At 67.8% G+C, this 17,866-nt stretch carries 18 protein-coding genes; 11 read left to right on the plus strand and 7 right to left on the minus strand.

What is annotated here, in order from left to right; all coding sequences use genetic code 11:
* Window positions 1-55: 55 nt before the first annotated feature.
* Window positions 56-1,423, minus strand: a complete 1,368-nt coding sequence (locus ACTU3I_RS15725; protein ID WP_442926655.1) for a PhoH family protein — start codon at window positions 1,421-1,423, stop codon at window positions 56-58.
* 179 nt (window positions 1,424-1,602) lie between these two features.
* Window positions 1,603-2,388 carry an isoprenyl transferase gene (locus ACTU3I_RS15730; protein ID WP_442926656.1) on the minus strand — a complete coding sequence of 262 codons (786 nt, stop codon included), beginning with the start codon at window positions 2,386-2,388 and terminating at the stop codon, window positions 1,603-1,605.
* 77 nt (window positions 2,389-2,465) lie between these two features.
* Between ACTU3I_RS15730 and trhA the strand changes: the two genes are divergently transcribed.
* Entirely contained in the window at window positions 2,466-3,158 is a 693-nt protein-coding gene (trhA, locus tag ACTU3I_RS15735; protein WP_442926833.1) for a PAQR family membrane homeostasis protein TrhA, read from the plus strand.
* Window positions 3,159-3,162: 4 nt separating this feature from the next.
* On the opposite strand, the gene ACTU3I_RS15740 is transcribed toward trhA, so the two are convergent.
* Window positions 3,163-3,438, minus strand: a complete 276-nt coding sequence (locus ACTU3I_RS15740; RefSeq protein ID WP_442926657.1) for a hypothetical protein — start codon at window positions 3,436-3,438, stop codon at window positions 3,163-3,165.
* 64 nt (window positions 3,439-3,502) lie between these two features.
* On the opposite strand from ACTU3I_RS15740, the gene ACTU3I_RS15745 reads away from it, so the two are divergent.
* Together ACTU3I_RS15745 and greA are read left to right on the plus strand one after the other, a co-directional pair.
* Window positions 3,503-3,898 (plus strand): DUF4307 domain-containing protein, encoded by a 396-nt coding sequence (locus ACTU3I_RS15745; protein WP_442926658.1) that lies wholly within the window; start codon window positions 3,503-3,505, stop codon window positions 3,896-3,898.
* 29 nt (window positions 3,899-3,927) lie between these two features.
* Window positions 3,928-4,419 (plus strand): transcription elongation factor GreA, encoded by a 492-nt coding sequence (greA, locus tag ACTU3I_RS15750; RefSeq protein WP_442926659.1) that lies wholly within the window; start codon window positions 3,928-3,930, stop codon window positions 4,417-4,419.
* Here greA and ilvA read toward each other — a convergent pair whose 3' ends face one another.
* Together ilvA and ACTU3I_RS15760 are read right to left on the minus strand one after the other, a co-directional pair.
* Window positions 4,420-5,676 carry a threonine ammonia-lyase gene (gene ilvA / locus ACTU3I_RS15755; protein ID WP_442926660.1) on the minus strand — a complete coding sequence of 419 codons (1,257 nt, stop codon included), beginning with the start codon at window positions 5,674-5,676 and terminating at the stop codon, window positions 4,420-4,422.
* Window positions 5,673-6,860 (minus strand): AI-2E family transporter, encoded by a 1,188-nt coding sequence (locus ACTU3I_RS15760; protein WP_442926661.1) that lies wholly within the window; start codon window positions 6,858-6,860, stop codon window positions 5,673-5,675. The genes ilvA and ACTU3I_RS15760 overlap by 4 nt, the downstream gene beginning before the upstream one ends.
* Window positions 6,861-7,102: 242 nt before the next feature.
* Between ACTU3I_RS15760 and ACTU3I_RS15765 the strand changes: the two genes are divergently transcribed.
* The 8 genes from ACTU3I_RS15765 to ACTU3I_RS15800 all read left to right on the plus strand — a co-directional run bounded on the left by ACTU3I_RS15765 (window position 7,103) and on the right by ACTU3I_RS15800 (window position 15,768).
* Complete coding sequence (locus tag ACTU3I_RS15765; RefSeq protein WP_442926662.1) at window positions 7,103-8,632, plus strand: aldehyde dehydrogenase family protein; 1,530 nt, start codon at window positions 7,103-7,105, stop codon at window positions 8,630-8,632.
* Between the two features lie 58 nt (window positions 8,633-8,690).
* Entirely contained in the window at window positions 8,691-9,503 is an 813-nt protein-coding gene (locus tag ACTU3I_RS15770) for an enoyl-CoA hydratase/isomerase family protein (RefSeq protein WP_442926663.1), read from the plus strand.
* Window positions 9,504-9,551: 48 nt separating this feature from the next.
* The gene (locus ACTU3I_RS15775; RefSeq protein WP_442926664.1) at window positions 9,552-10,124 is read left to right on the plus strand and encodes a TetR/AcrR family transcriptional regulator; all 573 of its coding nucleotides are present in this window, start codon (window positions 9,552-9,554) and stop codon (window positions 10,122-10,124) included.
* An 82-nt stretch (window positions 10,125-10,206) separates the two neighbouring features.
* Entirely contained in the window at window positions 10,207-11,790 is a 1,584-nt protein-coding gene (locus tag ACTU3I_RS15780; RefSeq protein WP_442926665.1) for an AMP-binding protein, read from the plus strand.
* Window positions 11,791-11,821: 31 nt separating this feature from the next.
* Entirely contained in the window at window positions 11,822-12,790 is a 969-nt protein-coding gene (locus tag ACTU3I_RS15785; RefSeq protein WP_442926666.1) for an NADPH:quinone oxidoreductase family protein, read from the plus strand.
* A gap of 34 nt (window positions 12,791-12,824) precedes the next feature.
* Entirely contained in the window at window positions 12,825-13,835 is a 1,011-nt protein-coding gene (locus tag ACTU3I_RS15790; protein ID WP_442926667.1) for an LLM class flavin-dependent oxidoreductase, read from the plus strand.
* Window positions 13,832-15,016 carry a thiolase family protein gene (locus ACTU3I_RS15795; protein WP_442926668.1) on the plus strand — a complete coding sequence of 395 codons (1,185 nt, stop codon included), beginning with the start codon at window positions 13,832-13,834 and terminating at the stop codon, window positions 15,014-15,016. Before ACTU3I_RS15790 ends, ACTU3I_RS15795 begins: the two co-directional genes overlap by 4 nt.
* Window positions 15,013-15,768: an enoyl-CoA hydratase/isomerase family protein gene (locus tag ACTU3I_RS15800; protein ID WP_442926669.1), complete on the plus strand. Its 756-nt coding sequence runs from the start codon at window positions 15,013-15,015 to the stop codon at window positions 15,766-15,768. The genes ACTU3I_RS15795 and ACTU3I_RS15800 overlap by 4 nt, the downstream gene beginning before the upstream one ends.
* Window positions 15,769-15,803: 35 nt before the next feature.
* Here the strand turns inward: ACTU3I_RS15800 and ACTU3I_RS15805 are convergent, their stop codons facing one another.
* Window positions 15,804-16,940: a CaiB/BaiF CoA transferase family protein gene (locus ACTU3I_RS15805; RefSeq protein ID WP_442926670.1), complete on the minus strand. Its 1,137-nt coding sequence runs from the start codon at window positions 16,938-16,940 to the stop codon at window positions 15,804-15,806.
* The gene (locus ACTU3I_RS15810) at window positions 16,937-17,728 is read right to left on the minus strand and encodes an SDR family NAD(P)-dependent oxidoreductase (protein WP_442926671.1); all 792 of its coding nucleotides are present in this window, start codon (window positions 17,726-17,728) and stop codon (window positions 16,937-16,939) included. Before ACTU3I_RS15810 ends, ACTU3I_RS15805 begins: the two co-directional genes overlap by 4 nt.
* Between the last annotated feature and the right edge of the window lie 138 nt (window positions 17,729-17,866).

Consider the following 17,866-nt stretch of genomic DNA (forward strand, 5'->3'; position numbering starts at 1 on the left):
GATTCGTGAGAGCTGGGGTGACTTCAACGTGAGAGTGCTCTCATCTGCGCCTTCTCTAGGAGAGTTCTCCGGCCTCCAGGAGGTCGGTCACCAGCGCGGCGATCGCGGAACGCTCCGATCGGGTGAGGGTGACATGCCCGAACAGGCCATGGCCCTTGAGCGTCTCGATGACGGATGCGACGCCGTCGTGACGCCCCACCCTCAGGTTGTCGCGCTGACCCACGTCGTGGGTGAGCACGACGCGCGAGTTCTGGCCAATGCGGCTGAGGACGGTCAGCAGGACGTTCCGCTCCAGGGACTGCGCCTCGTCCACGATCACGAACGCGTCGTGAAGCGAGCGCCCGCGGATATGCGTGAGCGGGAGCACCTCGAGCATCCCGCGCGCCATCACCTCCTCGAGGACGTTGCCCGAGACGACGGATCCGAGCGTGTCGAACACCGCCTGGCCCCATGGACCCATCTTCTCCTGCTGGTCGCCCGGGAGGTATCCGAGCTCCTGCCCGCCGACGGCGAACAGCGGGCGGAAGACGATGATCTTCTTCTGCTGCTGCCGCTCCAGGATGGCCTCGAGCCCCGCGCACAGGGCGAGAGCTGACTTCCCCGTCCCCGCCCGACCGCCCAGCGAGACGATTCCCACCTCGGGATCCAGCAGCAGATCGATCGCGATCCGCTGCTCGGCGGAGCGCCCGTGCAGGCCGAACACCTCGCGATCGCCGCGCACCAGACGGAACGATCCCTGCCCGGTGACGCGACCGAGTGCCGAGCCACGCTCGGAGTGGATGATCAGCCCGGTGTTCACCGGCAGCCCCCGGACCTGGTCGCTGGTGGCGACTTCCGACTCGTAGAGATCGCTCATGTCGTCGCCGCTGACATCGAGGTCGGCGATGCCGGTCCACCCCGAATCGACCGCCTGCTCGGCGAGGTATTCCTCGGCGATGAGACCGAGCGAGGCCGCCTTGACGCGCATCGGCAGGTCCTTGGAGACGATCGTGACCTCCGTGCCGTCCTGCGCCAGGTGCATCGCCACAGCGAGGATGCGGCTGTCGTTGTCACCGAGGCGGATGCCCGAGGGCAGCACGCTGGCATCGGTGTTGTTGAGCTCGACCCGCAGGGTCCCGCCCTCCCCCACCGGGACCGGGAAGTCGAGGCGCCCGTGCTCGACGCGGAGCTCGTCGAGGTGACGCAGCGCCTGACGCGCGAAGTATCCGATCTCCGGGTCGTGACGCTTCCCCTCGAGCTCGGTGATCACCACGACGGGGATCACGACGGAATGCTCGGCGAAGCGGAAGAAGGCGCGCGGGTCGCTGAGGAGGACCGACGTGTCGAGGACGTAGGTGCGGAGTTGCTCCTCCACAGACAGGTCTTCGGCGGCGAGGTCCTCGGCGATCGTGCGGCGCTGCTTCTGTGGTGCTCGTGCGGTCACAACCCACTCCCGACCCGGGACGATGTCCCGGCAGTTCCGAGTCGACCGCGGGTTCCGAGTCGCGATCCTGATGGCCGACCCGACCGGGCGCCTTGCCCGATGCGATCACCGTAGGACTGCGCACGACCGGCGCCGCAGCGACACGCCCGCACGAGGATGTTACGAGACGGTGAATTCCGTCAGCCGCCGTAGCGGCGGTCGCGATCGCCGTAGTCGCGGATGGCGCGCAGGAAATCGACCTCGCGCAGATCCGGTCCGAGCGCCTCCACGAAGTAGAACTCGCTGTGCGCGGACTGCCAGAGCAGGAAGTCGCTCAGCCGTTGCTCGCCCGACGTGCGGATGACGAGGTCCGGGTCTGCCTGGCCGCCGGTGTAGAGGTGCTCGCCGATCTGCTCGGGCGTGAGGCTCGCGGCCAGCTCCTCGAGCGAACCGCCGTCGCGGTCGTGCTGGGCGATGATGCTGCGGACGGCGTCCACGATCTCGCTGCGACCGCCGTAGCCGACGGCGAGGTTCACGTGCAGTCCGGTGTGGTCGCGCGTGCGCTCCTGGGCGGACGCGAGCACGCGCGCGAGGTCGGCGGGAAGCTGATCGGGGCGCCCGACATGCTGCACGCGCCAGTTGGGCTCCGCCGCGAGCTCTTCGGCGAGCTCCGCGATGATCTCGATGAGGTCGGCCAGCTCGCGCGAGTCCCGCTTGCGGAGGTTGTCGGTGGAGAGCAGGTACAGCGACACGACCGAGATCCCGAGGTCGTCGCACCACCGGAGGAACTCCCGCATCTTCGCCGCGCCGGCGCGATGACCGTGCGCCGCGGAGTCGTACCCCAGCTGCCGAGCCCACCGCCGGTTGCCGTCGATCATCATCGCGACGTGATGCGGCACGCGGTCGGGGGTCAGCCGGCGACGCAGACGATTCGCGTAGAGCCGGTAGAGGGGCCCCCGCCCCTCGTTGCCCCGGCTCGTCGTCACGTCCCTACGCTACCGCTTAGGCTCTTCGTGTGACCCGACGCCCACCCTCCTCCCGCGTGGACGAAGACGGCGCTGAGATGCCCGAGCTTCCCCTCATCGACGCCGCCGCCGTCGGCGCGCAGGCAGAGATCAAGCCGACGTGGCGCGGCTGGATCCACGCCGGCACCTTCCCCGTCGCGATCATCGGCGGCATCGTGCTCATCAGCGTCGCGCAGGGTGCCGCGGCGAAATGGTCGACCGTCGTCTTCCTCGTCACCTCGATGCTGCTCTTCGGGAACTCCGCGCTTTATCACCGGCTGAACTGGAAGCCGAGGACCAAGGCCGTCCTCAAGCGGATCGATCACGCCAACATCCTCTTGCTGATCGCGGGCACCTACACGCCGATGGCGGTGCTCGCCCTCCCGACAGACAAGGCGATCATCCTGCTCTCGATCGTGTGGGGCGGGGCGATCGTCGGGATCTTCTTCCGCATCTTCTGGCTCAACGCGCCGCGCTGGCTGTACGTCGCGCTGTACCTCGCGCTCGGATGGGCGGCGGTGATGTACATCGTCGACCTGTTCGCGGCCAACGCCGCCATGATGACCCTCGTCCTCATCGGCGGTCTGCTCTACACCGCAGGGGCGATCGTCTATGCGCTCAAGCGCCCGAACCCCTGGCCCGGCCACTTCGGGTTCCACGAGATCTTCCACGTGTGCACGGCGCTGGCATACGTCTGCCACTGGACGGCGATCCTGCTGATCGTGCTGGCGCCGGCGGACCACATCGGCTGAGCCGTCATCGGCGGGCGGGATCCTCGTCGGGGTCGATGTCCTGGTCGTCGACGTTGCTCTCCCGCACCGCTGCGCGCGCCTGCTCTTCGGCATCCAGCTCGGCGGCGACCTCGGCGCGGTAGCGTCCGCGGCGCACGCGGCGGAGCATGTCGAACACGAGGAGCGCGACGGCCAGCGCGAGGAAGGCGATGACCGCGAACCCCCAGGGCCCCGGGGTGACCAGCTCCGCCGGCGGCGACGACGGCCCGGGCGTGGCGGCAGCCAGAAGCAGGTCGTACATGAATCCTCGTTTCGCGCGCGAGCGCATAGCCTGGAAGCTCCAGCCTAGAACGACGCGGGGAGCCATGACGACGCAGGAGATGCTCGACGAGCGCTACGGACGACGCCGTCTCGGCCGCCGGCGGGTCGTGGGATGGAGCGTCGTCGGCATCCTCGCGGTGGCCGCTGTCGTCGCCCTCGGGTGGACGACGGTGCAACGCTCGATCGAGTCGGTGAACGTCGACGGACTGGGCTACGACGTCGTCGATGAACGCACCGTCACGGTCAGTTTCCAGCTGACGGCCCCCCGCGGACGCGAGATCGCCTGCGTGGTCGAGGCGCAGGACGAGGAGCACGGAATCGTCGGATGGCGGGTCGTCACCTACCCCGCGACCGACACCCACGCGCAGGCGTACGAGGAGTCGGTGCCCACCGTCTCCCTGGCCACGACCGGTTTGGTGAACAGCTGCTGGCTCCCGTAGGCTCGCACCTTCGAAAGAAGGAGGGCGACGTGTCCAACGATGCACCGGTGACGTTCCTCACCCAGGAGGCGTACGACCGTCTGCACGCCGAGCTCGAGCACCTGTCGACCACGGGACGCGAAGAGATCGCCAAGCGCATCGAGGCGGCCCGCGAAGAGGGCGACCTCAAGGAGAACGGCGGCTATCACGCGGCCAAGGACGAGCAGGGCAAGCAGGAGGCCCGCATCCGCACTCTGCAGAGCCTTCTGAAGGACGCCAAGGTCGGAGAGGCCCCCGAGAGCACCGGCGTCGTCGAGCCCGGCACCGTCGTGACGGCCGTGGTGGCCGGCGGAGAGGAGGTCTTCCTCCTCGGGAACCGCGAAATCGCGGCCGACTCCGAACTCGACGTGTACAGCGAGGCCTCGCCTCTCGGAGCCGCGATCCTGGGCCTTCGCGAAGGCGACACGCGCTCGTACACGGCGCCCAACGGGCGCGAGATCACTGTCGAGATCGTGAAGGTCGAGACCTACTCCGGTCAGTGATCAGTCGGGGACGACGGTCGGGGCGAATCCGGCGCGCTCCAGCGTCTCGATGACGAGAGCGCGGTGCTCCTCACCGCGCGTCTCGACGCTCAGCTGGAGGATGACCTCGCTGATCTGGAGTCCCTGCCCGTGGCGGGTGTGAAGCACCTCGATGACGTTCGCGCCCGCTTGGGCCAGCAGCTCCGACACCCGCGCCAGCTGGCCGGGGCGGTCGGGAAGAGGGATGCGCAGGCTCATGTAGCGGCCGGAGGCCGCCAGACCGTGGGCGACGACGCGCTGGAGCAGGAGCGGGTCGATGTTCCCCCCTGACAGGATCGACACCGTCGGCCCGGTACCGGTCACCTTGCCGGCGAGGATCGCCGCCACACCCGCTGCGCCGGCGGGCTCCACGACCTGCTTGGCACGCTCGAGCATCGCGAGGATCGCGCGGGCGATGTCGTCCTCGCTGACGGTGACGACGTCGTCGACGAACTCGCGCACGAGCTCGAACGTGAGATCGCCGGGTCGCGCCACGGCGATGCCGTCGGCGATCGTGGGGCGGGTCTGCACCTCCAGCGGCCTCCCGGCGGTGAGGGACGGCGGAAAGGCGGCCGAGTTCTCCGCCTGCACGCCGATCACGCGCACTCGACGGCCGACGGCGGCGGCGCGCAGCTTGACGGCAGCGGCGACTCCGGCGATGAGCCCGCCACCGCCGATGCCGACGACGATCGTGTCGAGATCCGGCAGCTCGTCGAACAGCTCGAGCCCGAGCGTTCCCTGCCCGAGCACGATGTCGGGGTGGTCGAACGGCGGGATGAGCACCGCGCCGGTGCGGGCGGCGTACTCGGCGGCGAGCCGCAGCGGGGTCTCCACCGTGGCGCCCTCGAGGATCACTTCGGCGCCGTAGCCGCGTGTGGCGAGGAGCTTCGGCACCGGGACGCCCAGCGGCATGAAGATGGTGGCGGGGATGCCGAGCTGCTGCGCGGCGAGCGCGACCCCCTGGGCGTGATTGCCCGCGGATGCCGCGACCACGCCTCGCGCACGCTCCTCCGCGGTGAGTCGCGACAGCCGGTAGGCCGCCCCGCGGATCTTGAAGGAGCCGGTGCGCTGCAGGTTCTCGAGCTTGAGGTGGACGGGCACGCCGAGAACGTCGCTGAGGTGCTGAGATTCCTCCAGCGGCGTGCGGGTGATGATTCCGCGGAGGGTCTGCGCGGCGTCTTCGAACCCGGCGAGGGTCGGCGCGGCGGCCGGAGCGGCGGTGGATGCGGGCACGGTCATACGGTTCTCCCTCTTCGTCGTGGCACGGTGCTCCAGATCAGATCCGCCGGGACGGGCGGACCTCCGGTGTCCCAGCTGCGACGAGACAGGTACACGGCGACGACGTTCACGAAAGCGGCCAGCGGCACCGCGAAGAGGGCCCCGGCGATGCCGCCGACCATGGCTCCCCCGGCGACCACCAGCACGACCGCGAGAGGATGCACCTTGACGGCGGAGCCCATGAGGATCGGCTGCAGCACGTGGCTCTCCAGTTGCTGCACGCCGAGCACGACCACCAGCATCCACAGCGCGATCCACGGGCCGTTGTAGACCAGCGCGATGAAGACTGCCACCGCTCCGGTGACCACCGCGCCCACGAAGGGGATGAACGCGCCCAGGAACACCAGCACGCCGATCGGAATCGCCAGCGGCACTCCGAGGAGGAACGCGCCCAGTCCGATGCCGACGGCGTCGATCGTGGCGACGAGCAGCTGGGTCCGGGCGTAGGTCACCACCGTCGCCCAGCCGGCACGGCCCGCCCCGTCCACGGCGACGCGAGCCCGTCGCGGAAACAGGCGCGTGATCCACCGCCAGATGCCCGCGCCGTCGGCGAGGATGCACAGGAGGATGAACAGGGTCAGCAAGAGACCGGTGACGACGTGTCCCACGGTGCTCCCGACCGCGAGCGCCCCACTCCACAGGAGCTCCGCCTGCTGACGGAGGAAGTCGAACGCCTGCGCGAGACCGTCGTCGATTTGCCCCGCCGTCAGGTGCAGCGGACCATCGATGAGGTACTGCCGCAACGCCGCCACGGAACCGACCGTGCGCTCGCGCACCTCGGCCCACTCGCGCGTGATCTGCCACACTGCGAGCCACAGGAGGCCGGTCACGATCGCGATCGTGCCGAGCACGGAGAGGACGATCGCAAGCCAGCGCGGCCACCGATGCCGCAGCATCCACGTGAAAGCGGGATGCAGGAGCGCGGCGACGAGGATCGCGATCAGAAGCGGAATGACGAGGAGCTTGAGTTGGATGACGACCCAGATGGCGACGCCGACGGCCGCTGCCAACACGAGGAATCGCCACGCGTACGACGTGAGGACGCGCAGCGCGCGCGGCACGGCGGTGTTCTCATCGGGGGCTATCGTGCGCCGCCGCAACGCATCGAAGAACGAGCCGCGAGGTTCGGGATCGAGGCCGCTCATCTGGCCAGTCTAGGCGCTCTGAGAGGTCCGACTCGGGGCCTACGCGCGCAGCGACCGCGAGTTCGAGGCCCGCGGATGAGGCCTTGACACGTCAGTTCAGGACGCTATCGTGATTCTGAACTAGTCAATTAGTATTGCTTCGTGCTCTTCTGCACGGGCCTCGCGCCGGCGGGCAATGCCGCCCGTCGGCCACGAATCTCTCGGCACGCGTCGCGTGGGCATCGGGAAGTGAGGAGCACCGCATGTCGAAGACGACCGCCACCATTGACGAGCGGACGATGTTCGAGATCACGTCACCGATCGACGGGTCCACTCTCACCACCCAGATCGACCACAGCGCTGCCGACGTCGAGCGCGCCGGCGACGAGGTGCGCTCCGCGCAGAAGGAATGGGAAAGGATCGGACCCCGAGCGCGCGCCGCAGTCGTGCTGAAGTGGCGGGACTGGATCCTGGACAACGAGCAGCACCTCGTGGACGTGATGCAGGCGGAGTCGGGCAAGGTGCGGCACGAAGCCGCGCTGGAACTCAGCGGAGCCGTAGACGCCATCCGGTACTACGCCAAGAACGGGAAGCGGTTCCTCGCCGATCAGCACCCGCGCCCCCACAGTCTGTGGCGCCTCGCGACCGCGCTGACGGTGACTCGCCGCCCCTATCCTCTCGTCGGCGTCATCACGCCATGGAACTTCCCCGCGCTGGTTCCGGTGATCGACGTGGCCCCCGCGTTGATGGCCGGTGCGGCGGTGTTGCTGAAACCGTCGGAGGTCACGCCTCTGACGGCGGTCGAGTTGGCTCGCGGCTGGAAGGAGACCGGCGCACCCGACGTCTTCCGTGTGGTCACCGGAACCGGGGCCACAGGCGCTGCCCTCGTCGATCAGGCGGATTATGTGCAGTTCACCGGCTCGACCCGCACGGGGCGGAAAATCGCCGCTCGAGCAGCCGAACGCCTCATCCCGGTATCGCTCGAACTCGGCGGCAAAGACGCCATGATCGTCCTCGACGATGCCGACCTCGACAGGGCCGTGAACGGTGCGCTCTGGGGCGGCTTCTTCAACTCGGGCCAAGTGTGCACGTCAGTCGAACGCGTCTACGTGGAATCCGGCGTCTACGACCGATTCTTGGAGCGTCTGGTGAAGGCGACATCCGAACTGCGGCACGGGCCTGACGACACCGCGGGGGTCATGGAAGTGGGAGCGATGGCCAACAATGCTCAGGTCGAGATCGTGGAATCGCATATCGCGGACGCGGTGGCGCGGGGAGCGAGAGTCCTGACCGGAGGCGAACGCGGACGTGACGAAGGTTCCTGGTTCCAACCGACGGTTCTCGTCGACGTCGACCACACGATGCGTTGCATGCGCGAGGAGACCTTCGGCCCGACGCTTCCCATCATGAAGGTCGATGATCCGGACGAGGCCGTCCGGCTGGCCAACGACTCGCCCTATGGCCTGTCGGCGACGGTGTGGACGAAGGACCGCGCCAAGGGGGAACGAATCGCGCGCACGATCGAGGCGGGAGCGGTGAACGTCAACGACATGTATGCGAACGTGTTCAGTCCCCCCGTGCCCATGTCGGGCTGGGGTGAGTCGGGGATCGGCTTCCGGCTCGGTGGTGCGGCGGGGCTGCTGCGGTACTGCCGCACGCAGGCGATCACCCGTGCGCGGCTCTCGCCCCGTTCTGAGCTGCCCTGGTACCCGTACTCGGAACGGCGCAGCCACCTCGTGGCCACGGTCATGAGGTTCGTGGTCGCGAGGGGTCGACGGCGCTTTCGAGCCTGACCATCCGTAGGAGCCCCTCCGTCTTCCGCACCCCTCCGAACCCCCGAGGAAGGACACCATGAGTTCACACGTCGAGGACGCGACCGTCGTTCAGGAGAAGCGCGGCCACGGATTGTGGTTACGCCTCAATCGCCCTCGAGCGCTGAACAGTCTGAATCAAGACACCGTCGACGCGCTGCATGCCGGTCTCGACGCCGCGGCAGCAGATAGAGAGGTGCGCGCGGTGGTCATCGGCTCGACTGGCCGAGTCTTCTGCGCCGGCGCCGATCTGGAGTACGTCCGTTCGGTCGCCGACCAGCGGGCCGCGGATGGGACGAGCGGAAGCGACGCGTTCCTCAAGCGAGCCCGGACTCTGCTCGATCGAATCGAGTCGTTCGGCAAGCCCGTCGTCGCTGCCGTCAACGGCGTCGCCGTGGGCGGAGGCCTCGAGCTGATTCTCGTGTGCGACCTGGCCATCGCCGCTCGATCGGCGATGATCGGTGACGGTCACGCCGTCTACGGTCAGATTCCCGGGGGCGGCGCCTCGCTGCGACTCGTGCGAAGGCTCGGCCTGGGCACCGCGAAGCACCTCATGTTCACCGGTGACATGCACCCCGCCGAGTGGTTCGGGGGAACAGACCTCTTGGTCGACGTGGTCGACCCCGAAGAGCTGGACACTGCCGTCGAACGCCTCGTGGACACCCTCGCATCCCGCAGCCCCCTCGGATTGCGGGCGATGAAATCGCTCGCGAACGACGCTCACGACACCGTGGGTGCGGTTGCGCTCACCCGCGAGCTCGAGGCTCTCGAACTCCACCGGCAGACCGAGGATTGGAAAGAGGGTATCGACGCTTTCGCCCACAAGCGAACGCCGACCTTCCTCGGGCGATGACCGCTCGGCGGCGCCGCCATATTTGACTGACCACCTAGTATTTCTCGCATGGCGCGTGAACGAGCAACGGACACTGAAGCACTGGTGGCAGCCGCCGCCGAGACATTCCGTGTGAAGGGCTATCGCAACGCGACGATCGACGACATCGCGGAGGCGGCGGGTATCTCGCGACCGACCGTGTACAAGTACACCAGGAGCAAGCAGCAGCTGCTGGACCTGATGGTCGACGAAGTGACCAGTGATCTCGCGCGGCGACTCAAGGAGTTGTTGCACGGCGACGCTCCCCCGCAGACGCGACTGCGGCGCGTCATCGCTCACCACATCGAGGTGGCTTCCACGAAGCAGACCTTCTACTCGATCGTCTTCAGCGAAGAAGTCGAGCTGTCGGACTCCACCCGTGCGAACTTCCGCGCGTGGGCACACGAGCAGACTCGCGACTTCCAGGCGCTGCTCGATGAGTGCCTTCCCGCCGACGCGGCGATCGACAGCCATATCGCGGCCAACCTGGTGCTTTCCATGCTCGCCACGCTCTATCGCTGGTACGACCCGCAGGGACCCGTGAGCAAGGATCAGCTCGCCGCACAGATCGAAGCGCTGCTCGGCCCATTCCTGCGTGTGTGAGACCTAGGCCTCGACAGGGAGGGGTGACGTGAGCTACATTTCCTGTGACTTAACTAGTCAGTAAGTATTACCGGGAGAGCCAATGTTGTCTGTCACCGATCTCGACCCCGACGTCCTCGCGGCAGGATCCGCTCCGACCTATGCAGACGTGATCATCGGGGCGCTCGGCCGCACCCCGGATCGCGAAGCATTCGTGCAGGGTGATCGCCGCGTGACCTACGCCGAGGCATCCGATTTCACCGGGCGCCTCGCCCGAGCGCTGAGGGCCGCGGGGGTTCAGCGCGGGGGCGCGGTCGCCGCCCTGAGCGTCAACGCCGTCGAGGCATACCTCCTGCAGCTGGCGGCCTACCTGGTCGGTGCGAGCTACAGCGGCCTGCATCCGCTCGGCTCCATCGACGACCACGTTCGGCTCTGCGACGAAGCAGAGGTGAGCTTTCTGCTGGTGCATCCGAGGTTCGCCGACGTCGGAGCCGCCGTCGCCGAAAAGTCCAGCACCATCCAGACGGTGCTGAGCATCGGCCCGTCCGATCTTGCTCAGGACGTGGCGGAGGTCTGCGCCCGGCAGGCCAATGGCCGGCTGCACCGCGACCCCTCGATCGATCCCTCCGACGTCGCCTGGCTCCAGTACACCGGCGGGACGACGGGACGGCCGAAAGGCGTCATGAACTCTCACCGTGCGATGGTGCAGCAGGCGCAGACCGTCACCGCTTCATTCGGGCTGCCCGACAATCCGCGATACCTCGCCGCCGCGCCGATCACACACGCCGCTTCGCTGCCCGTCATGCCGACCCTGTTGCGCGGAGGCACCATCGTCCTTCACGATGCGTTCGACCCCGAGAAGTTCGCACGAACGATCCAGGACGAGCGGATCACGTACACCTTCGGGGTTCCGACCATGGTCTACGCACTGCTCGAAGTCATGGGCAAGCACTCGTTCGACGTCTCGTCGTTACGAACCTTCGCCTACGGAGCCGCGCCGATGTCCCCGTCGCGTATCGGCGAAGCCCTGGAGGTGTTCGGACCGGTTCTGCTCCAGGGATACGCCATGACCGAGGCATCGGGCATTGCGACGCTACGTCCCGAGGAGCACCAGCCCGACCTCCTCACCTCCTGCGGCAAGCCGGTGCTGGGGGTACGCGTCTCGATCCAGGACGAAGACGGCGCCGAGACCCCGACCGGAGAGGTCGGAGAGATCTGCGTCCGGTCCCCCTTGGTCATGAACGGCTACATAAAGCAGCCGGAGGAGACGGCGAAGGCCTTGCGGGGCGGCTGGCTGCACAGCGGCGATCTCGCGCGGTTCGACGACCGCGGATACCTGCATATCGTCGACCGCGCGAAGGACATGATCATCTCCGGCGGTTTCAACGTGTACCCGCGCGAGGTGGAGGATGTCTTGTCTTCGCATCCCGACGTCGTCACGGCGGCCGTCGTCGGGATGCCCGACGACAAGTGGGGAGAAGCTGTCACAGCGTTCGTCGTGACCCGGGAGGGATACGAACCCGCGGACGGTTTCGACCGAGAGCTCACGAGCCTGGTACGGGACAAGAAGGGCGCTCACCATGCGCCGAAGGCGGTGCAGTTCGTATCCGCGCTCCCCACCACCACCGTGGGAAAGATCGACAAGAAGGCCCTCCGCGCCATCGACCTCGGCGGGCACGCGCAGTGACGTTCCCGCCGAGGTCGGCCGGGAGGGTCGAATGCGCGCGGTGAGGGTCGCCTCGTACCACGGCCCGGGAGCGGTGGAGGTCGGTCAGGAACCCAGCCCCGAACCCGCCGCCGACGAGGTTCTGATCTCCGTCAGGGCTGCGGGGATCGCGTTTCCCGACGTTCTCCACACCCGCGGCGCCTATCAGGTGCGCTTCGAGCCGCCGTTCGTGCTCGGGGGCGAATGCGCGGGAGTGGTTGTGAGCGCCCCCGAGGGATCTCGCTTCCGCGAGGGCGACCGGGTTGCGGCGGTGATGCTGCGCGGCGCGTTCGCGGAGATGGTGGCCGTGCCCGAGTTCCTCGTCCAGCCGTTGCCGACGGAACTCTCCTTCGAGGAGGGCGCCTGCCTCCCGGTCAACTACCTGACGGCCGAGTACACGCTCGGGGCGCGGGGCAGGCTGGTTCCCGACGAAGTGGTGCTGGTCCATGGGGCGGCCGGCGGCATCGGAACGGCGATGGTGCAAGTCGCCGTGGCCCGAGGCGCTCGGGTGATCGCGGTGACCTCGTCGCCTGAGAAGGCGGAGATCGCCCGCACCGCAGGCGCGCACCATGTCGTAGCCGTCGACGAATTCCGCGAACAGGCGCAACTGCTCACCGACGGGCGAGGAGTCGACATGGTGGTCGATCCGGTAGGCGGTGACAGATTCACCGACTCGCTGCGCACGCTTCGGCCCCGAACGGGCCGGTTGATGGTCGTCGGATTCGCGGGCGGTTCCATCCCCACCGTCAAGGTCAACCGTCTGCTGCTGACCAACACCGACGTTCGTGGCGTCGGCTGGGGCGACCCGGCCTTCCGCGTCCCCGGTTTCGTCAGCGAGCAGTGGCGGGCGTTGATGCCGCTGCTTCGAGAGCACCGGATCGCTCCACCACTGATCGATTCCCGACCGCTCGACTCGGCGGCCGACGCACTGACGGCAATCGACGAGCGTCATGTGCTCGGCAAGCTCGTTCTCATCCCCTGACGATCGGAGTTGCGTCATGCGACTAGGTGTATTCGTGGCCTACTGGCCCTGGTTTTCGTTCCCGGAGCAGATCGCCCTGGCCCGACAGGCCGACGAACTCGGCTACGACTCCGTATGGGTTGCCGAGTCGTACGGTCAGGAGGTCGTCGCCGTCCTCGGCGCGATGTCGGCGGTGACGGAGCAGATCAAGCTCGGCACCGGGATCATGCAGATCCCCGCACGACAGCCCGCCACGGCGGCCAGCGCAGCGGCCACCTTGGATCGCATCTCGAACGGCCGGCTTCTGCTGGGACTCGGCCTGTCCGGTCCTCAGGTCTCGGAGGGCTGGTATGGCGTGCCGTTCACGTCGCCGCTCAAGCGGACCCGGGAGTATGTCGAGATCATCCGGCTGGCGACGAGCGGACAGGCGCTGAAGTACTCGGGAGAGCAGTGGACCATCCCCTCCGAAGGCGGAACGGGCCTCGGGAAACCCCTGAAGATACTGGGCGGTGGACCGGTCCAGGAGCGGATTCCCATCTACCTGGGCGTCACCGGTGCGAGAACCATTCAGCAGTGCGGGGAGATCGCCGATGGCTGGTTCCCGTTCCTCTTCAGCCCGGACCATGCCGAGATGCTGACCGAGCCGCTCTTCGCGGGGATGTCGCGAGCAGGTCGCGATCGTTCGGAGATGACCATCGCCGCCGCTCTCCCGGTCGCCGTGGATGACGACGTGGACGCCGCCCGCGACCTCTTGCGACCCATCCTCGCCTTCTACATCGGCGGGATGGGGGCGAAGGACAAGAACTTCTACACCGAGCTCGCGATCCGATACGGACACGCCGACAGTGCTGTGGAGTGTCAGGACCGTTTCCTGGCCGGAGACCGCAGAGGTGCCGCGGCGGCGCTGACGCCGGAGCTGATCGATCTGATCTCCATCGCCGCGACGCCGGCGACCCTCGAGAGGAAGGTTCAACGGTTTGCAGATGCGGGCGTTGACACGCTGGTCGCGGTGCCGTTCGGGGATCGTCCGGCAGTTCTCGAGGCCCTTGCGCGGGTGACGGCATGAGGGCGGTCGTTGTCGCCGGCGTGGGGATGACCTCGTTCGGCAAGTTTCTCCAGCGCCCCTTTCCGTCTCTCGTCGGTGAGGCGGTATCGGCCGCCGCGTCCGACGCGGGGTGTGCCGCGTCGGACGTCGAGCTGATCTATTACAGCAACAGCGGTGCCGGCATCGTCCAGGGACAGGAAGCAGTCCGGGGGCAGCACGCGATCAGAGGCACCGGACTCGACGGCACTCCGCTGATCAACGTGGAGAACGCCTGCGCCTCGGGATCGACGGCCATCAATCAAGCGTGGCTGGCGGTGGCCTCGGGCCACGTCGACGTGGCGATCGCGATCGGCGCGGAGAAGCTCACCCACGAAGACAAGACTCGAGCGTTCGCAGCGATGACTTCCGCGCTCGATCAGGATCGCCTGGACGAGATCCGGGCTGAACTCGGCAGCGAGGGCAACGGCTCGGTGTTCATGGACATCTACGCACGTTGGGCGCGGTGGTATCGCGAGCGCAGCGACGCGACGCCGGAGGACTTCGCGCAGGTCGCCGTGAAAAATCACGCGCATGGCGCGATGAATCCCAAGGCTCAGTACGGCGGCCTGCTCACCGTCGAGGAGGTTCTCGCGGCCCGTCGGATCAGCGGAGATCTCACCCTGCCGATGTGTTCCCCGATGTCCGACGGCGCGGCGGCGGCGATTATCACGACCCCGGAGATCGCTGCACGCTGGGGAGCCGAGCCCGTTCGCCTTCTCGCGACCGTCGTAGGAGCCGGTCGGGCCGGCGTCTACGGGGAGGTCGTGCCCGAATCAGCCCGGCGCGCCTACGAGATGGCCGGCCTCGGCCCGGAAGACATCGATGTCGTCGAAATCCACGACGGCGCATCGCCCGCCGAACTCATCGCCCTCGAAGAGCTGGGGCTGTGCGCCCCGGGCGACGCCACGGCTCTGCTCCGGCAGGGGGCGACGACTCTCGGTGGCCGGCTGCCCGTCAATCCGAGCGGAGGTCTGGGCAGCAAGGGTCACCCCGTCGGAGCGACGGGCATCGCCCAGTTGGTGGAGTTGGCAGACCAGCTCCGCGGCCGATGCGGCCACCGACAGGTCGAAGGCGCGCGCATCGGCTTGGCCGAGAACGCCGGAGGCTACCTGGGGCCTGATGTCGCGGCAGCAACCGTCACGATCGTCGGAGCGATGTCATGACCGCCGACAGGAGCGTTGTCATCGGTCTGGACGGTCGCGTCGGAAGGATCGTGCTGAACCGGCCGCATCGGCACAACGCTCAGACGCCTCAGATGTGGCGGGAGCTGCGGGAGGCCGTCGACGAGCTCGTGTCGGATCCGGATGTGAGGGTCCTGCTCGTGACGGGCGCGGGGCCTTCTTTCAGCTCCGGCCTCGACCTCGACGAACGGCTGCCGGGCGGATTGCTGCATGAGACCGCGACATCCGACATCGACGCGGCCACCGACGCCATCAAGGAGCACCAGGCGAACTTCCGCAGGTGGTGCGAGGCGCCCGTACCCGTTGTGGCGGCAGTCCACGGGACGACGATCGGCGCGGGCCTTCAGCTGGCACTGTCCGCCGACATCAGGTTCGTCGCGAACGAAGCTGTTCTCAGCATCCCCGAGGTCAGCCTGGGCTTGATCCCCGACTTGGGGGCTTCGGTGGATCTTCCCCGACTGGTCGGCCTGGAGCGGGCTCTCGATCTGATCCTGACGGGTCGACGTTTCAACGGGAGAGAGGCCGTGGAACTCGGCCTCGCGCTGCGTTCAGTGCCCGCCGCCGAGCTCGAGGAGGCAGCACTGGGCTACGCCACCGCGCTCGCACAGCACTCGAGGCTGGCGTTGGGCAAGGCCAAGTCGGCGACACGGGAGACCGATCCTGTCGCGAATCTGGCCTATGCCGCTCGCGCACAGGCGGAGTGCGTGAAGGATGTGTTCGGACGGGGCGTCTGAGCGTCGACGGGGCCCTATCGTCCCGCCGACGGATGCTATGGCGTCGGCGGCGCATCCTGCCCGGACATTCGGCGTGCAACGATCTCGGCGAGGACCTCGTCGGTGTGTTCGCCGAGGCGAGGGACGCCCCGGCGCGGTCCCAGCCGCTGACCGTCCACGACCAGTGGTTGACGAACGACGAGGGAGCCGTCGTCCAACGGCGTCAGCACGTCGCGTGCCGCGACATGCGGATCCCGCGCCACCTCCGGCATGGACTGCACGATCCCGCACGGAATGCCGGCGGCGGCGAATCGAGCATCCCAATGACCGGCCGGCGCCGTGGCGATGACGGATCCGACCGTCGCTCGAATCTCCTCGCGACGTCGAAGTCGCTCGCCACTGCCCACGCCGGCGAGATCCGGTAGCTCCAGCACGCCGCACAGTGCGTGCCAGAAGTGATCTTCGAAAGCGATGCTCATCGCCAACCAGCGGTCATCGGACGCTCGATAACAGCCGTAGCCCGGGTCCTCCCCCAGACCGCCGGCGTCGAGTCCGGCCGCGCCCAGAGCCAGCGGAACAGTCCCGAGCGACAAGAGACTGTCGAACATCGAGACGTCCCAGCGCCCTCCTCGTCCCGTCCCGCTTCGGGATGCGAGACCGGCGAGCACCGCGAGGGCGCCGAAGGTTCCCGCCGATACGTCCGCGAGCGTCAGCTGGGGAACCGTGGGCGTGGCATCGCCATCACGCGGGATCAGCCCGGCAAGCCCTTGCAGCGTGAGGTCGTGGGCGGGGCGGTCGCGATACGGCCCGTCCTGGCCGAACCCGGAGATCGAGACGTAGACCAGACGAGGGTTCGCCGCGGCCATATCCTGCGCTCCGAAGCCGAGTCGATCCATGACTCCGGGTCGGAAACCCTCGATGAGGGCATCCGATTGCGCGATGAGATCACGAAACGTCTGCGACTGCTCGGGATCCTTCAGGTCGAGCACGATCGATCGCTTGCCGCGATTGAGCGCGGCGTACAGGTTCTCGAACGCGCGAGAGGGATCGCCGTACCCGGGGCGCTCCACCTGGATCACCTCAGCGCCGAGATCGCCGAGGATGAGGGTCGCGTAAGGGCCCGGGAACTGCTCCGCCACGGAGACGATGCGGATGCCGGCAAGCGGAAGCGAAGAAGTGGTGGGCGCGTTCACGAGGAGATCGCGTATCCACCGTTGACGGGGTACGTCTGGCCGGTGATCCACTCACCCGCGGCGGACGCGAGGAAGAGGATGAGGCGGGAAGGGTCGGCGGGCTGGCCGAATCGGCGGATCGGGTAGGCGCGCAGCGCACGCTGGGCGAACTCGGGGTTGCTCAACGCGTCAGCGACGGCGGGGGTCATGATCGCAGAGAGCGAGACGCAGTTGACGGTGATGTTGAAGCGTCCGACGGCCTTCGCGAGACCGCGGGAAAAGCCCGCGACGCCGGCCTTTGCGCCGCCATAGACGGCAAGATGAGGCTCACCGACGCGGCCGGCATCGGAGATCACGGAGATGATTCGACCGTGTTCAGACTTGACCATGTCGGGGAGAACCGCGCGGGAGGCGTGGAGCACCCCGTAGAAGTTCGTGCGGATCCAAGGTTCCCACTGCTCGGGCGCCGTCTCCCAGAAGGGGAGGGGGGCGTCGAGGGATTCGATGGACGGTCCGGCGTTTCCCGCGTTGTTGACCAGGACATCGATCGAGCCCAGGTCCGATGCGGCTGATTCGACCATCGACCGGACCGCGTCGAAGTCGGTGACGTCGCAGGCATACGCCCGCGCGTTCCCCCCGAGTGCGACGATCTCGTCGGCAGTTGCCCGCGCGCGGGACAGGTGGAAGTCGTTCACTGCCACCCTCGCGCCGTGAGCCGCCGCGTCGAGAGCGACTTGCCGCCCGACGCCCTGGCCGGCGCCCGTGACGAGGACGCTTCGTCCCTCCAGATCGAGTACGTCAGTGGTCATCGGTGCTCCCGCGTGGGTCGGCGCCGGAACTACCGGAGCGCTGTCGATGGAATGATTTCTATCAATACTAACTGATCAATTAGCACCTGCGCACCCCGCGCGCGAGCGTGCGTGTCGGCGGCCCTGGTTAGGCTGACC

The sequence above is a fragment of the Microbacterium sp. RD1 genome, from assembly GCF_052220165.1.
Lineage (GTDB): Bacteria > Actinomycetota > Actinomycetes > Actinomycetales > Microbacteriaceae > Microbacterium.

Excerpts from the sequence above, each read along its gene's own strand:
- ACTU3I_RS15740 (WP_442926657.1), bottom strand. The coding sequence starts at position 3,438 with ATGTACGACCTGCTTCTGGCTGCCGCCACGCCCGGGCCGTCGTCGCCG.
- ACTU3I_RS15800 (WP_442926669.1), top strand. The coding sequence starts at position 15,013 with ATGACCGCCGACAGGAGCGTTGTCATCGGTCTGGACGGTCGCGTCGGA.
- ACTU3I_RS15775 (WP_442926664.1), top strand. The coding sequence starts at position 9,552 with ATGGCGCGTGAACGAGCAACGGACACTGAAGCACTGGTGGCAGCCGCC.
- ACTU3I_RS15760 (WP_442926661.1), bottom strand. The coding sequence starts at position 6,860 with ATGAGCGGCCTCGATCCCGAACCTCGCGGCTCGTTCTTCGATGCGTTG.
- ACTU3I_RS15765 (WP_442926662.1), top strand. The coding sequence starts at position 7,103 with ATGTCGAAGACGACCGCCACCATTGACGAGCGGACGATGTTCGAGATC.
- ACTU3I_RS15795 (WP_442926668.1), top strand. The coding sequence starts at position 13,832 with ATGAGGGCGGTCGTTGTCGCCGGCGTGGGGATGACCTCGTTCGGCAAG.
- ACTU3I_RS15785 (WP_442926666.1), top strand. The coding sequence starts at position 11,822 with ATGCGCGCGGTGAGGGTCGCCTCGTACCACGGCCCGGGAGCGGTGGAG.
- ACTU3I_RS15770 (WP_442926663.1), top strand. The coding sequence starts at position 8,691 with ATGAGTTCACACGTCGAGGACGCGACCGTCGTTCAGGAGAAGCGCGGC.
- ilvA (WP_442926660.1), bottom strand. The coding sequence starts at position 5,676 with ATGACCGTGCCCGCATCCACCGCCGCTCCGGCCGCCGCGCCGACCCTC.
- ACTU3I_RS15745 (WP_442926658.1), top strand. The coding sequence starts at position 3,503 with ATGACGACGCAGGAGATGCTCGACGAGCGCTACGGACGACGCCGTCTC.
- ACTU3I_RS15780 (WP_442926665.1), top strand. The coding sequence starts at position 10,207 with ATGTTGTCTGTCACCGATCTCGACCCCGACGTCCTCGCGGCAGGATCC.
- trhA (WP_442926833.1), top strand. The coding sequence starts at position 2,466 with ATGCCCGAGCTTCCCCTCATCGACGCCGCCGCCGTCGGCGCGCAGGCA.
- ACTU3I_RS15810 (WP_442926671.1), bottom strand. The coding sequence starts at position 17,728 with ATGACCACTGACGTACTCGATCTGGAGGGACGAAGCGTCCTCGTCACG.